Annotated in this window: 16 protein-coding genes (1 of these 16 only partly in view); 15 read left to right on the top strand and 1 reads right to left on the bottom strand. The window is 39.2% G+C overall.

What is annotated here, in order from left to right:
- Positions 1 to 359: 359 nt before the first annotated feature.
- The 3 genes from MKZ25_RS17785 to MKZ25_RS17775 all read left to right on the top strand — a co-directional run bounded on the left by MKZ25_RS17785 (position 360) and on the right by MKZ25_RS17775 (position 4,090).
- Entirely contained in the window at positions 360 to 1,913 is a 1,554-nt protein-coding gene (locus tag MKZ25_RS17785) for a DEAD/DEAH box helicase (protein WP_340802639.1), read from the top strand.
- A 226-nt stretch (positions 1,914 to 2,139) separates the two neighbouring features.
- Positions 2,140 to 2,619: a PH domain-containing protein gene (locus MKZ25_RS17780; RefSeq protein WP_340802638.1), complete on the top strand. Its 480-nt coding sequence runs from the start codon at positions 2,140 to 2,142 to the stop codon at positions 2,617 to 2,619.
- Positions 2,612 to 4,090 carry a PH domain-containing protein gene (locus MKZ25_RS17775; RefSeq protein WP_340802637.1) on the top strand — a complete coding sequence of 493 codons (1,479 nt, stop codon included), beginning with the start codon at positions 2,612 to 2,614 and terminating at the stop codon, positions 4,088 to 4,090. Before MKZ25_RS17780 ends, MKZ25_RS17775 begins: the two co-directional genes overlap by 8 nt.
- Positions 4,091 to 4,135: 45 nt before the next feature.
- On the opposite strand, the gene MKZ25_RS17770 is transcribed toward MKZ25_RS17775, so the two are convergent.
- Positions 4,136 to 4,759 carry a rhomboid family intramembrane serine protease gene (locus MKZ25_RS17770; protein WP_340802636.1) on the bottom strand — a complete coding sequence of 208 codons (624 nt, stop codon included), beginning with the start codon at positions 4,757 to 4,759 and terminating at the stop codon, positions 4,136 to 4,138.
- Positions 4,760 to 4,848: 89 nt separating this feature from the next.
- On the opposite strand from MKZ25_RS17770, the gene acpS reads away from it, so the two are divergent.
- The 12 genes from acpS to MKZ25_RS17710 all read left to right on the top strand — a co-directional run.
- A complete protein-coding gene (gene acpS, locus MKZ25_RS17765) occupies positions 4,849 to 5,202 on the top strand; it encodes a holo-ACP synthase (RefSeq protein WP_340802635.1) in 354 nt (117 codons plus the stop codon).
- Between the two features lie 65 nt (positions 5,203 to 5,267).
- On the top strand, positions 5,268 to 6,266 hold the full coding sequence (locus tag MKZ25_RS17760) for a LolA family protein (RefSeq protein ID WP_340802634.1): 999 nt from the start codon (positions 5,268 to 5,270) through the stop codon (positions 6,264 to 6,266).
- 231 nt (positions 6,267 to 6,497) lie between these two features.
- Positions 6,498 to 7,616 (top strand): alanine racemase, encoded by a 1,119-nt coding sequence (gene alr / locus MKZ25_RS17755; protein WP_340802633.1) that lies wholly within the window; start codon positions 6,498 to 6,500, stop codon positions 7,614 to 7,616.
- A 166-nt stretch (positions 7,617 to 7,782) separates the two neighbouring features.
- The gene (locus MKZ25_RS17750) at positions 7,783 to 8,070 is read left to right on the top strand and encodes a hypothetical protein (protein ID WP_008405780.1); all 288 of its coding nucleotides are present in this window, start codon (positions 7,783 to 7,785) and stop codon (positions 8,068 to 8,070) included.
- 4 nt (positions 8,071 to 8,074) lie between these two features.
- Complete coding sequence (locus MKZ25_RS17745) at positions 8,075 to 8,425, top strand: type II toxin-antitoxin system PemK/MazF family toxin (RefSeq protein ID WP_008405778.1); 351 nt, start codon at positions 8,075 to 8,077, stop codon at positions 8,423 to 8,425.
- Positions 8,426 to 8,698: 273 nt separating this feature from the next.
- Positions 8,699 to 9,100, top strand: a complete 402-nt coding sequence (locus MKZ25_RS17740; RefSeq protein ID WP_340802632.1) for an anti-sigma regulatory factor — start codon at positions 8,699 to 8,701, stop codon at positions 9,098 to 9,100.
- A gap of 13 nt (positions 9,101 to 9,113) precedes the next feature.
- On the top strand, positions 9,114 to 10,109 hold the full coding sequence (locus tag MKZ25_RS17735) for a PP2C family protein-serine/threonine phosphatase (protein WP_340802631.1): 996 nt from the start codon (positions 9,114 to 9,116) through the stop codon (positions 10,107 to 10,109).
- A 65-nt stretch (positions 10,110 to 10,174) separates the two neighbouring features.
- Entirely contained in the window at positions 10,175 to 10,507 is a 333-nt protein-coding gene (locus MKZ25_RS17730; protein ID WP_340802630.1) for an STAS domain-containing protein, read from the top strand.
- Positions 10,507 to 10,977, top strand: coding sequence for an anti-sigma B factor RsbW (rsbW, locus tag MKZ25_RS17725; RefSeq protein WP_340802629.1), 471 nt, complete (start codon positions 10,507 to 10,509; stop codon positions 10,975 to 10,977). Before MKZ25_RS17730 ends, rsbW begins: the two co-directional genes overlap by 1 nt.
- Complete coding sequence (gene sigB, locus MKZ25_RS17720; RefSeq protein WP_079523292.1) at positions 10,955 to 11,740, top strand: RNA polymerase sigma factor SigB; 786 nt, start codon at positions 10,955 to 10,957, stop codon at positions 11,738 to 11,740. Before rsbW ends, sigB begins: the two co-directional genes overlap by 23 nt.
- A gap of 126 nt (positions 11,741 to 11,866) precedes the next feature.
- Complete coding sequence (locus tag MKZ25_RS17715) at positions 11,867 to 14,038, top strand: Tex family protein (protein ID WP_340802628.1); 2,172 nt, start codon at positions 11,867 to 11,869, stop codon at positions 14,036 to 14,038.
- Between the two features lie 75 nt (positions 14,039 to 14,113).
- Positions 14,114 to 14,307, top strand: partial view of a SprT family protein gene (locus tag MKZ25_RS17710; protein ID WP_340802627.1) — the beginning only. The gene runs 274 nt beyond the window's last position; only the first 194 of its 468 coding nucleotides appear in the window; its start codon is at positions 14,114 to 14,116; its stop codon lies off the right edge, out of view.

Genomic DNA, 14,307 nt, shown 5'->3' with positions numbered 1-14,307 from the left:
CTGACTATTTCGATACAAGGCAATATCATTGCATACCGTTACAACCCATGTTAGACTAATAAAAGCAATGGATACATTTTGTGCGAAGACTCTTCAGACTTATGGGTGAAGAGTGCTTTTTTTTGATAAACGGTTTTATTCTATTTTTTACAAAAGCAACAACCAATTAGAAACGGTAGAATTGAACCGCTCGGCAATGACCGGGCTTTCCTTTTCATATAAGAGACTCTGCATACGAAGCAGAGAGAATTTTTAAGTAACGGAAACGTTCCACATACAATGGCTCGAAAATTTGCCGCCATTTCATCTGAAAATGTAACCATTTGTCAACTTATACAGGAAAAAGGAGAATGAAGAGTTTGACAAATTTTTCAGAATTAAACATTAGTGAATCGACATTACGTTCTATTAAGCGTATGGGATTTGAAGAAGCAACACCAATCCAAGAAGGAACAGTAACATTTGCAATGGCTGGCCGTGACGTTTTAGGTCAAGCACAAACAGGTACTGGTAAAACAGCTGCATTTGGTATTCCTTTAATTGAGAAAATCGATCCAAAAAATCCGAATATCCAAGCTTTGGTAATTGCTCCTACTCGCGAATTAGCAATCCAAGTTTCGGAAGAACTTTATAAATTAGGCTATGACAAGCGTGTAAAATTATTATCGGTGTATGGTGGTCAAGAAATCGGCCGTCAAATCCGTGCATTAAAAAATAAACCTCAAATTATTGTAGGTACACCAGGTCGTATTCAAGACCATATTAACCGTCGTACTTTACGTTTAGACGAAGTTCAAACTTTAGTTTTAGACGAAGCTGACGAAATGTTAAACATGGGCTTCATCGATGATATTAATGCAATTTTAGAAAACGTACCATCGGATCGCCAAACATTACTATTCTCAGCGACAATGCCTCCAGCAATCCGCAAAATTGCAGAGACATTCATGAAAAATCCTGAAATCGTAAAAATTAAAGCGAAAGAATTAACAATGGAAAACATTGAACAATTCTTCGTAAAAGCAACAGAGCGCGAGAAATTCGATGCTTTATCTCGTCTATTGGATTCACAAAAACCAGAATTAGCAATCATTTTCGGTCGTACGAAACGCCGTGTTGATGAGTTAAGCCAAGCTTTAGGTTTACGTGGCTTCTTAGCGGAAGGTATCCATGGTGACTTATCTCAGGCGAAACGTATTTCTGTTTTGCGTCAGTTTAAAGAAGGTAAAATCGATATCCTAATCGCAACAGACGTTGCAGCTCGTGGATTGGATATTTCAGGTGTAACACATGTTTACAACTTTGACATTCCACAAGATCCGGAATCATACGTTCACCGTATCGGTCGTACAGGCCGTGCTGGTAAATCTGGTGTTGCAGTAACATTCGTAACACCTCGTGAAATGGGTTACTTACGCATCGTAGAAGAAACTACGAAAAAACGTATGACTCCTTTACGTCCACCTTCATCTGAAGAAGCATTGGTAGGCTTACAAGAAGATGCAATGCAATCATTAGTTGAATTAGTACAAAATAATGATTTAGGCAATTACCGTGATTTAGCAGCTAAGTTATTGGAAAATAACGAAGCACTTGACTTAGTTGCAGCAGCGCTTAAATCAATTACTAAAGAACCGGATGCTACACCAGTATCATTATCGGAAGAGCGTCCATTACCAATGCGTCGTGACCGTTCACAAGGTGGCGGAGGCCGCGGCCGTGGCGGTAATGACCGTAACCGTGGTGGTGGCAACCGTGGCGGTGGTGACCGTCGCGGTGGAGATCGCCGTCGTGAAGGTGGCGGAAGCCGTTCTGGTAGCGGAAGTCGTGAAGGAGGTCGTCGTGAAGGCGGTGCTCGTCGCGAAGGATCAGGATCTCGTGATCGTCGTCCACGTCCACGTCGCGAAGACTAATACTATTCAAACACACCAACGAGAAAATCGTTGGTGTGTTTTTTTGTGAAATTTTATATGAATATATTTTCCGGGAAATAAAATTTTTGTAAATTATTTAACAAATTTGTCATTTAACTATACTATGGTGAGAGGGGACTGTTTTTAATAGTATAGATTAAAACATAATGAAACATTTAAGCGGTTAATACGTATAGCATACTATAGAGAAAGAGGTGTGGAGTTAATGAGAGAACAACCAAAGTTTCAGTTACCTAAAAAAGCGCAAACAGTGTGGCGATTATATGGCATCATTCAAACCTCTATTATCGCACTTTTAACAGGTGGTATTGTATTTTTAACAGTCCGATTTGATTGGCCACAGTGGATTATGTGGGTTGCCATTGCACTAGTAATATTATCGATTGCGTTTTCGGTTATTGTATTTCCGAACATTCGTTGGAGAATTTGGCGTTATGAAGTTCGGGAACAGGAAATTGAAATTCAAAGCGGTCTGTTTGTCGTAAAACGGACGCTAATTCCGATGGTACGTGTTCAGCATGTTGACACCGAGCAGGGACCGATCTTAAAAAAATACATGTTAGCGAATATATCGATTTCTTCGGCAGCAACTGTACATACGATTCCTATGCTGAAAGTTGAGGATGCCGATGAATTGAGGACAAAAATCTCTGAACTTGCAAGGGTGGCGGAAGATGATGTCTAAAGAGAAATTCAAACTTCATCCTGTAACGACTATTATCAATGTTATGAAAGCATTGAAAGACCTCCTCATTCCGATCATTATCATTATTGCGGCGAACGGCTTTAATTTTAATTTAGACTATCGAAGCGAAACATTTTTCAGTGAAATGATTCCACTCTTTATATTAGTACTCGTCTTAGCGATTACGGTAGTGAGCGGTTTGATTAAGTGGTGGACATTTGTATATTGGTTTGAAGATAGTGAACTGCGTGTGGAATATGGACTGTTTATAAAGAAAAAGCGCTATATTCCATTTGATCGAGTTCAAAATCTGAATTATAAAGAGGGTATTTTCCACCGGATATTCAAGCTTGTACAAGTACAAGTGGAAACGGCGGGAAGTAAAGATGGTAAACCGGAAGCCGAGTTGACAGCAGTAACAAAAGCTGCAGCCGACGAAGTGGAAATACAAATGAAAAAGGCGAAACAAAAACTGCCGAATGAAGGTGCCCTGATACAAAGGGTTGAAGATGAAGAGCCGGAGTCCGAATCAGTAGTGCTACACAAAATGAAAGTACCGGAACTGTTATTATTAGCGACGACATCCAGCGGTGTTGGTGTAGTACTTGCCGGAGTTTTTGCTGTCCTTTCCCAATTTGCGGAGTTTATTCCATTTGATATGATTTATGATGAATTGGCGTTTTTAGTGGAATACGGATATATTGTCGTCATGATTCTAATCGCTCTAGCGTTAATGCTGGCATGGGGAATCTCTGTCGGCCTGACCTTTTTAAACTATTATAACTTTACGGTCAGCAAGCAGCATGACAGGCTGATTATTACGCGAGGTTTAATCGAAAAAAAACGTGTGACAATCCCGTTGAATCGGGTACAGGCCATTAAACTGGCGGAAAATCCTTTCCAGCAAATACTTGGTTTGGCATCTGTTGCGGTAGAAAGTGCTGGTGGAGGATTTAGCGGGGAAAATGATAAGAAAATCATCTTATTTCCGCTGATTGCAAAAAAAGAAGTATTTTCACCATTGGCAGAACTGTTTCCGGAATATGATTTTCAAGTTAACCAGCTTGTTCAGCCGCCTATAAAAGCACAGCCTTTTTTCTACCGGATTGATTTTTTATGGCTAGTCCCGTTAATCGGCGCTATATCATACTTTTTCTATCCATATGGATTGTTGTCATTATTGCTGATTGTTCCAATTATTCTTCTTGGAAGATGGCAATTTAAGACGACTGGATTTATAGTGAAAGATCAGCAAATTACGATCGTCTCGCGCTTAGTGAGTCGTGTAACGTTTTATGCCTTAAAGAAGCGTGTTCAAATTATGCAGGGAAGTCAAACCTATTTCCAAAAGCGACGCGATATAGGATCTGTAAAAATTGTCGTGATGTCAGGTATGCACGGAGCTTCAGCAACGGCGCGTCATATGGAGCAGCAGGAAGTGGAAAAAGTACTGTCCTGGTATGAACATTAAAAAACAGGGTCCGCAAAAAAGTTACTCCTTTTCGCGGATCCTGTTTTATTTTACCCTTTTAATGGACTGTTTACGCCAGCGTCCCATATTTTTAGGGTTAAAGTATACAACCCCTAAAATAAAGCCGGTAACTAAGCCGCCTAAATGTGCAGCGATATTAATATTTGGCGTTAAAAATGTCATAATAATGCTAATCACAATTAAGGGCAATATAATTTGTCTTAACTGCGGGAATAAATGTCTTGTGTAATAAACAAGGGCTCCGAACGCGCCGAAAATTCCATACAATGCTCCACTTGCGCCTACACTGGCATAATAAGCATCCTGAGTTGCGTATGTAGCAGCGACACCGAAAATTCCGGCTAAAAAGTAAATTGTTAAAAAGCGTATTTTGCCGGCGATCTTTTCAAGCTCCGGACCGAATAGAAATAGGGAGAACATATTAAAAAGAACGTGCATAAAGCCTGCATGTAGAAACATGGACGTAATAATACGCCACCAATCACCGGCTGCTATGAGTCCGTTGACGCTCATTCCGGCATAAAGCAGCTCTTGGCCGAAACCCGGGATTAACGTTAGGACGAAAACAATCAGATTAATTGCTATAATTGACGATACGACCGGATATAGCGCAATGTACTGTTTAAAATTTTCTCTACGAATAAACATGTTCCACCTCAATTAAGTCGATACAAAATAAAACGTATTTTATTCATTATACATTGGAGTAATGATTAAAGGAAAGGGAGAGCTATTAAATGATTAAAGGGATTGGATTGGATTTAGTAGAATTGGACCGAATCAAAAAAATGACAGATCGTTCGGCGAAATTTGCTCAACGGATTTTAACGGAAAGGGAGCTTGCCATTTATGATACATTATCGGATATGCGCAAAGTGGAATTTCTGGCAGGTCGCTTTGCAGCAAAGGAAGCCTATTCAAAAGCAAATGGCACAGGAATCGGTAAAGACTGTGAACTTCATCAAATAGAAATTTTAAAAACAGAGCAAGGAAAACCTTTACTATACTTTGATGGTGAACAGGTGAACGGGTTTATTTCCATTACTCATACGCGTACAACAGCAGCTGCCCAAGTAATCTTAATGCAATAATACATACATGGACACCTTGGCTCATATAGTAATTTATCGAAATAGATAATCGAAAGGGTGAATCTTTGAAACTCCGACTGCTAGTAGTTGTCGTTTGTTGTCTCTTTTTGGCGGCGTGTGGAAAAGCTACAAAGGATGAAGTGATTGAGGATGTCAACAAGAAGTGGAATGACGCAAAAGGTTATGAATTAAGTGCTTCGATGGAAGTTCGGACAGGCGCGGAGCCACGTATTTATGATGTGAAAGTTTGGCATACAAAACCGGATTTTTACCGAGTGGCAGTTAATCCAAAAGGTGAGTCAGAACAACAGTTAATCGTCCGAAATGAAGAAGGTGTCTTTGTTGTCACGCCATCATTACGTAAAACGCATAAATTTCAAAGTGAATGGCCAAAGCAAAATAGTCAGGCGTATATAATCGGTGCATTGGCTGATGATTTAGTGTCAGATTCAAAAGCGGTAATGACTGAAGATGATGCAAGCTATACTTTTGAAGTTGCGACACGGAATGTAGACCAAACAGCACTGCCGGTTCAGCAAATTGTAGTTGATAAGAAAACGATGCTTCCGACAAAAGTAAGTGTGATGGATGAATCATTACAAGAGCAAGTTGTGATTACATTTGGAGATATTAAATTAGGTGTGCAGCATACTGCGGAAGAGTATGCGGTAGAAAAATTCTCTGAAAAAGAAGAAAAGAAAGCCGCATCGGCAGAAGTGGTAGACACAGAGTTTAGTGTGTATTATCCAACGATCGACTGGGCTCATACTAAGCTGACAGATGAATATGAAGTTCAGGAAGAGGGAAATACACGAGTTATTTTAACATTCGAAGGGGAAAAGCCGTTTACACTAATGCAGCAGCCAATCCAACCGGATGATTCGGTCTTACCTGTATTCTCTCCTGGGGACCCGGCGGATTTAGGTTATACGATCGGTGCAATTACTGATCACTCAATCCAGTGGGACAAAGATGGTATGACCTTCTTCATCGCATCCACAAAATTGACAAAAGATGAATTGCTGGAAGTAGCTGCAAGTGTACAGGAAAGTAGTATGAAGTAAAACTTCAATTGATGGGGGATTCCCACCCTCCACTGGTGCGGGATAAAATAATTTAAAATTATTTCTATCTAAACTTGTTTTTAAATTGCATTTTATGGTTATATTTAAGAAGAGACATCTTGCGCATACAAGCGCAAGATGATTTCTTCGTATACGGATTCACTTTTAGTTTACTGAAAATTACATAAATACTGGTAAGTTTAAACTTATAAAAAGAGGGTAAGAGTAGAAATGGATACTCCAATTTATTACAGACCAACAAAAGCAGTTATTGATCTGCAAGCAATCACACATAACCTGTCTTCACTGCGAAACTATATAGGACCGGAAATCCAGATAATTGCTGTAGTAAAGGCGAATGCATATGGTCACGGAGATGTGGAAATTGCAAAAACAGCGATTGATGCCGGAGCAACAATGCTTGCTGTTGCAACACCGGATGAAGCAGTACATATTAGAGAAAATTTTAAGGATATTGATATTTTAGTGTTAGGTGCTTCACCGCATGCTTTTATTCCATATGCATCATCAGAAAATATTACCCTTACCGTCTTTTCAACAGAATGGCTGCAGGGAGCACAACAATATACGCCACTGTTGAATCCGTTGAAACTTCACATTAAAGTGGATTCGGGTATGGGACGTATCGGTGTATCCACTAAAGAAGAACTATTGGAATTGTATACAATGATTCATTCTTCTGAGGATTTTTTAGTGGATGGAATTTTCACGCATTTTGCTACTGCGGATGAAGAAGACACCATGTACTTTGACAATCAGGCTACCCTATTCAAGGACTTTTTAGGTGCTTTGCCACAAAAGCCCCGTCTTGTTCATGTAGCCAATACAGCAACCGCTTTAGTAAAAGATCCTTCTTTGCACTATGATGCGGTACGGTTCGGTATTTCCATGTACGGATTACTGCCTTCAGGTTATGTAGGCACAAAATTACCATTTCCGATTAAACCTGCGTTATCTTTACAGACAGAACTTGTACATATAAAAAAAATGCAGGCTGGTCAATCGGTAGGCTATGGAGCAACATATACAGCAGAAGAGGAATGCTACATCGGAACAATACCAATTGGCTATGCGGATGGTATGATTCGTAAGCTATCGGGCCAAGAAGTGCTCGTTGGAGGAAAAAGAGCGAAAATTGTCGGCAGAATCTGTATGGATCAAAGTATGATTTTACTTCCGGAAGCATATACTGTTGGAGAAGAAGTTGTACTAATAGGCTGCCAACAGCAAGAGGAAATCACAATTGATGATTGGGCTCATAAACTCCAAACAATTAATTACGAAGTGCCATGTGTAATTACAGCTAGAGTTCCTAGGGTATATAAATAAAATCGATGCAATATTACTGTAAATAACTTCAAATATACAAAACAAGTATGTTCATTTTATTCCTTTAATGCGAGAATTGTCAGTTTTTTAATTTTCCTGTCTTTTCATTGTAGTCAATCAATGATAGAATGAATGGGAAATGGGATGTTCGGTGGAGGTGCTTGTTTTGTACGCGAAGGAATTAGTAGAAGTAGAAGAAGTAGTAATTGACATACCAAATGAGCTAGTAACGCAATTCGAAAGAACGTTTGGGCGTAATACTGAGAATGGTTATATGATGGCGTATTTGGCGACTCAAAATTATACAAAGCATATGCAACCAAATCAAATACGGGAAGCTTTAATAAAGGGCTATGTGGAAATGTCGCAAATTAATCTGACAATTTGCAGTGAGTGCTTGCATGCAGAGTATGAAGCGGAACATATGGTGGAGCGTCTCGTTAGCGGGGGATGACAATTTGATTGTAAAACGTGGAGACGTTTTTTTTGCTGACCTATCACCAGTGGTAGGTTCAGAACAGGGCGGGACTAGACCCGTTCTTATTATTCAAAATGATATTGGAAATCGCTTTAGTCCAACCGTCATAATAGCTGCAATAACTGCGCAAATTCAAAAAGCAAAGTTACCCACACATGTTGAAATCGACGCGAAAAAGTATGGTTTTGAACGTGATTCGGTAATTTTGCTTGAACAATTGCGTACAATTGATAAATCACGATTAACAGATCGTATTACTCAGCTAGATGCAAAACTAATGCAAGAAGTAGATATCGCTCTTAATATTAGTTTAGGACTCGTAAAATTTTAATACATAAAAAAGCATCGAAACATATTGTTTCGATGTTTTTTATTACCACAGATTAAAAGCCCCTCTATTTTTTAGGTAAATAGTAAACTGTAATCATGTACAATTGTAATATTTTACTTAAAATTAAAATATGTGAAAAATATGGTTGAAAGGTTTTATCCAACTAAACTACGAGGAAAACATATGGTATAATACAAAAGATTAATAATTCAAAAAACTGATACTATACGTTAACTCCATAGAAAGAAAAAGTAGGAAATTGGGGGCACTATGATGAATACGAAATCTACCGTAGAGATTGTAACAGAATGGGATATTGTAGCTGCACGCCAACTTGGGCGTAACGAAGCGAAAGCAATTGGCTTTGGCGCGGTAGATCAAGCTCGAATTACTACAGCGATAAGTGAACTGGCTCGAAATATCTATTTGTATGCACGGACCGGGGAAATAACAATAGAGCGTATTAGTAATGAAGAGAAAGTTGGCCTTCGTATAATAGCGGCAGATAAAGGACCAGGAATAAGCGATTTAAAAAAAGTGATGGAAGACGGCTATTCTACTTCCGGTGGGCTTGGTGCGGGATTGCCGGGAGTCAAAAGGCTGATGGATACAATGGACATCCAATCCAATGTAGGAGTTGGTACGACAATAGTTATCGAAAAATGGGTAAGATAGGATGTGATAAAATTTGAAAGAGCTGCAAACACAATATCAAAAAATCTTATCCGATTTTTTGGCCAACCAAACTGAGCGAAATTTATATATAGGTCAAAACTTTATTCGACAGTTAATCCAAAAAAAAGTAGCTCCAGAAGAGGTAATCAATATCCATAAATATGCGATTGAACAAATTTACCCAGATATTCCAGAAGATATTTCGCATAGCTATGATTTTTTAATTGAGATTATGGTACACTTCGGTTTAACTTTAAAGGAGCACCAAAGTTTACTTGAACAGCAGGAAGAGCTGCGTATGGAGATGAATGTTGCTACAAAAATTCAGAATATGATTCTCAGAACAACAGTACCAATGCTTGATCAAATAGATATCGGTATGCTTTCTGTGCCGATTCGAAAAATGAATGGAGATTATGTTCACTTCTTGAACAATAATGATTCAGTAGTCAGTGTAGCGGTGACAGATGTTGTCGGAAAAGGTGTACCTGCAGCCCTTTGTATGTCAATGGTCAAGTATGGGCTCGATACACTCGAGTATGCAACGAAAGATCCTTCTTATATTTTAGAAGTATTAAATCGCATTATTGAAAAAAGTGTCGATGATAGTATGTTTGTCTCAATGTTTTATGGGACATATAATATTAAAGAAAGCAAATTTACATATGGGTCTGCTGGACATGAGCCTGCTATCTATTATAATGCTCGCAAAAAAACTTTCTTTGATCTTGAGTCAAAAGGTTTACTGTTAGGTGTCATGCCGGAAGTGACGTATCCACAATACGATATTCATTTGGAAGAAAATGATTTTATCGTTATGATTACAGATGGTGTAACAGATTTTCGTAAGCAAGGGGGACTGGATCCCAGGGATGTAATTAAGAAGTTGGTGTTAAGCTGTAACCATCTTTCGGCACAGGAAATGTGTGAGGAATTGTACACCTACTTGAAAAACTTGCCTGATTTCGAACTTGAAGATGATTTTACGGTTGTTATATTTAAAAAATAAATAATAATGTTTGAACTCCCGCGGATTCGGGAATAGTAAGAAGGTTTATAATGGAGGTGTCTTTAATGAATGTTAATGTTCAATTTAGAGAAGATGGAGACGTATTAAAAGGCTATATCGAGGGTGAGATTGATACGTACACAGCCCCGATTTTACGTGAAGAGTTAGAAACTGTTCAAGTTGTGGAAGGCCGAAAAATAGAATTGGATTTATCAAAAGTAAATTATATGGACAGTACAGGGTTAGGAATATTTGTTGCATTTTATAAAAAAGTTACAAGAGAAAATGCATCATTAAAATTAGTCAACTTATCCAACCGTTTAGTAAGATTGTTTGAAATTACAGGATTAAGTGAATTGATGAGTATTGAGATTGATGAGGAATTGGAGTTGAAATGATGAGAGCGTTTGACTATATTGAAATTCGAGTGCCCGCCAAATCGCAATATGTAAGTGTAATACGGCTAACAATTTCAGGATTAGCGATGCGAGTTGGGTTTACTTATGATGAAATAGAAGACTTGAAAATTGCTACAAGTGAAGCGGTGACGAATGTTGTGCACCATGCTTATAAATCAAATGAGGAAGGCGAAGTTGTAATCGGCTGTGCGTTATTCGAGGACAAAATTGAAATAATGGTGGCAGACTACGGTGTAAGCTTTAACTTTGAAGAGATCAAATCAAAAGTTGGTCCATATCATGAAGATGAAAACGTAGCATTATTACGTGAAGGTGGATTAGGGATTTATTTAATGGAAACTTTAATGGATGAAGTGAAATTGAATAACGAAGGTGGCGTCACTGTTTTCATGACAAAGTATGTCTCGAGAGAGCAGGTGAAAGGGAATGTCGAAAGAATCACTACCTAAAAATACATCAAAAGAAGAAGTGCTAAATTGGATTGCAGAATATCAGGCGAGCGGCTGTGAAGATTCACAAACAAATCTTGTGCTTCATTATCAACAATTAGTCGAGTCGATTGCACGCAAATATTCACATGGTAAATCTTATTATGATGATATTGTACAAGTAGGGATGCTTGGCTTATTAGGTGCGATCCGACGATTTGACCCTTCTTTTGGCAGAAGCTTTGAGGCGTTTGCTGTTCCGACAATCGTCGGAGAAATAAAACGCTTTTTACGTGATAAAACCTGGGACGTGCATGTTCCGAGACGTATTAAAGAACTAGGACCTAGAATCAAGGCAGCTGTTGAAGCATTAACGACATCGCTGCAACGTTCTCCATCCATTACCGAGATTGCGACGTACCTCGAAGTACAGGATGAGGACGTACTGGAAGCGATGGAGATGGGGAGAAGCTATCAGGCATTATCGATGGATCATTCGATCGAATCGGATTCCGATGGCAGTACGGTAACGCTATTTGATGTAGTCGGTCGGGAAGATACAGGCTATGAAGTGACTAACCGCCGCATGATTGTAGCAGATGCGATGAATGTATTAAATGAACGTGAGCGACAAATTATCCAATTAACCTATTTGGAACAACTTAGTCAAAAGGAAGCCGGGGAGAGACTCGGTATATCCCAAATGCACGTTTCGAGAATTCAACGTAAGGCAATTAAAAAACTACAGGATGCCATCACAGCAAGTGGCGGCGTCTCATTATAAAGTTTAAGAGTCTACTAACATAGTTTAGTAGGCTCTTTTTCATGCATAAATTCAATGCTTTTTTGGGAAACAATACGAATGGAATGGTACACTAAAAGAAAGTTCGAAATTTAAAGGAGTGGCATGATGGATCAACAAAAAATGTTACAAATAATCGCGAAAGATGCGAAAGTGGAGCCAAAGCAAGCACAAGCAGTTATTGGGCTGCTGGAAGAAGGTAATACAGTACCTTTTATTGCCCGCTACCGAAAAGAAATGACAGGTTCACTTGATGAAGTTCAAATTAAGGCAGTAGAAGACCGCTACCATTACATACAGCAGCTCGAAACACGGAAAGAGGAAGTACTGCGTTTAATTGATGAGCAAGGAAAATTAACGGAAGAACTACAAACAGCGATCCAGGCATCAACTGTTTTACAGCGCATAGAAGATTTGTACCGACCATTTAAACAAAAGCGCCGTACAAAAGCAACGATTGCAAAAGAACGGGGCTTGGAACCGTTAGCTGAAGAACTGTTAAAGTTTAAAAAGCGTACGTTGGAAGAAATGGCGGCACCTTATATAAACGAAGAACAAGGTATTACTGGAATTGAAGACGCATTGGCAGGAGCAAGGGATATTTTAGCAGAACGATTTGCCGACGATGCGGCGATTCGTGAAAAGCTACGTACCCTATCTTGGCGAGAAGGCAAACTTGTCACAACTGTAAAAAATGCAGATAAAGATGAAAAACAAGTATTTGAAATGTACTACGCATATGAAGAGCCTGTTCACCGAATTGCACCTCACCGCATACTGGCGGTGAATCGCGGTGAAAAAGAAGAAGTGATACGTGCAGCAATTGAAGTTCCAATCGACAAAGCGACAACACAAATGGAAAATCATTTTATTCCCAGAAATTTTGTAGGCCCTTCTGTAAATGAAGTGAAATTAGCAATTGCAGACAGCTATAAACGATTAATCAAACCATCTATTGAAAATGAGCTGCGCGCAGAACTATCATCAAAAGCAGAGACACAAGCAATTCATATTTTCTCGGAAAACCTTCGTAATTTATTATTACAGCCACCAATGCGCGGTAAAATGGTACTCGGTGTAGATCCTGCCTACAGAACAGGCTGTAAGTTAGCGGTGGTGGACGAGACAGGCAAGATGATAGAAATTGGCGTTATCTATCCCCACACTACATCGGATCCTTCAAAAGCGAAAGCAACAGTGAAGGCAATATTAAAAAGATATCCGATTGATATTATTGCGATTGGTAATGGTACTGCCTCGCGCGAAACAGAGCAGTTTATTGCCGAACTGCTGAAAGAAATGGAAGGAAACATTGCATATGTTATTGTCAATGAGGCAGGAGCTTCCGTATATTCGGCATCTGAAGTGGCACGAGCGGAGTTTCCGGATTTACAGGTGGAGCAAAGAAGTGCTGTATCGATTGCCCGTCGTATACAAGACCCATTATCAGAGCTTGTAAAAATTGATCCGAAAGCAGTTGGTGTAGGGCAATATCAGCATGATGTGTCGCAAAAACAGTTAGCAGAATCACTGACGTTTATTGTAGAAACAGCGGTAAACCAAGTTGGAGTTGATGTAAATACAGCTTCAGCCTCCCTTTTACAATATGTATCAGGCCTCTCAAAAACGGTGGCGGAAAACATTGTGTCGATGCGTAGTGAGAACGGGCAGTTCACATCACGTGCACAACTGAAAAAAATTCCGCGATTAGGTGCTAAAACATATGAGCAGGCGGTCGGTTTCTTACGTATTGCAGACGCTAAAAACCCCTTAGATGCTACAGGTATCCACCCTGAAAGCTATAAATTAGCCGAAGCCGTATTGGAAGCAGCGGGATTGACGAAAAAGGATGTCGGCACAGCGAAAGCTGAAGAATCGATCGGCAAGTTAAATTTAACATCATTAGGTGATACGTTAAATGTAGGGGAAGTTACATTGAAAGATATTGTTGATACATTAATGAAACCTACCCGTGACCCTCGTGATGCTTTCCCTCAACCATTATTGAAAACAGATGTACTTCAAATGGATGACTTACAAGTGGGGATGGAACTACAGGGCACAGTTCGGAATGTTGTTGATTTTGGTGCGTTTGTCGATATCGGGGTTAAGCAGGATGGACTTGTCCATATTTCAAAATTGCAAAAGGGACGTGTTAAGCATCCGTTAGATGTTGTCTCGCTGGGAGATATTGTGACAGTTTGGGTAGAAAAAGTAGAAGCAAACAAAGGCAGAATCTCTTTAACAATGTTAACTCCTGAAAATCAACATAGCGTGTAAAGAGTATAATTTTCAATTATAATAAAAAGCGCATAGCTGAATATGCGCTTTTTATTAATTTAAGGGGGTAGGCATATGACGGACGAACAGGCACAAAAATTAGTGGAACAGTTATCAAATGACTTTTTTAATCGACCGTTTATTCATAAAGCTTATTTTAATAGTCGCTTGAAAACGACGGGCGGTCGGTATATGTTAAGCAGCCATAATATCGAACTCAATAAAAAACTATATGACCATTTCGGAATTGAGGAGTTAAAGGGGATTAT

The sequence above is a fragment of the Solibacillus sp. FSL W7-1464 genome (assembly GCF_038004425.1).
In the GTDB taxonomy this organism is placed as follows: domain Bacteria; phylum Bacillota; class Bacilli; order Bacillales_A; family Planococcaceae; genus Solibacillus.
This window is presented reverse-complemented; position numbering and strand designations above follow the sequence as displayed.

Coding starts and splice junctions, on each gene's coding strand:
- alr (WP_340802633.1), top strand. CDS start 6,498: ATGGATACTCCAATTTATTACAGACCAACAAAAGCAGTTATTGATCTG.
- MKZ25_RS17740 (WP_340802632.1), top strand. CDS start 8,699: ATGAATACGAAATCTACCGTAGAGATTGTAACAGAATGGGATATTGTA.
- rsbW (WP_340802629.1), top strand. CDS start 10,507: ATGAGAGCGTTTGACTATATTGAAATTCGAGTGCCCGCCAAATCGCAA.
- MKZ25_RS17730 (WP_340802630.1), top strand. CDS start 10,175: ATGAATGTTAATGTTCAATTTAGAGAAGATGGAGACGTATTAAAAGGC.
- MKZ25_RS17770 (WP_340802636.1), bottom strand. CDS start 4,759: ATGTTTATTCGTAGAGAAAATTTTAAACAGTACATTGCGCTATATCCG.
- MKZ25_RS17715 (WP_340802628.1), top strand. CDS start 11,867: ATGGATCAACAAAAAATGTTACAAATAATCGCGAAAGATGCGAAAGTG.
- acpS (WP_340802635.1), top strand. CDS start 4,849: ATGATTAAAGGGATTGGATTGGATTTAGTAGAATTGGACCGAATCAAA.
- sigB (WP_079523292.1), top strand. CDS start 10,955: ATGTCGAAAGAATCACTACCTAAAAATACATCAAAAGAAGAAGTGCTA.
- MKZ25_RS17780 (WP_340802638.1), top strand. CDS start 2,140: ATGAGAGAACAACCAAAGTTTCAGTTACCTAAAAAAGCGCAAACAGTG.
- MKZ25_RS17775 (WP_340802637.1), top strand. CDS start 2,612: ATGTCTAAAGAGAAATTCAAACTTCATCCTGTAACGACTATTATCAAT.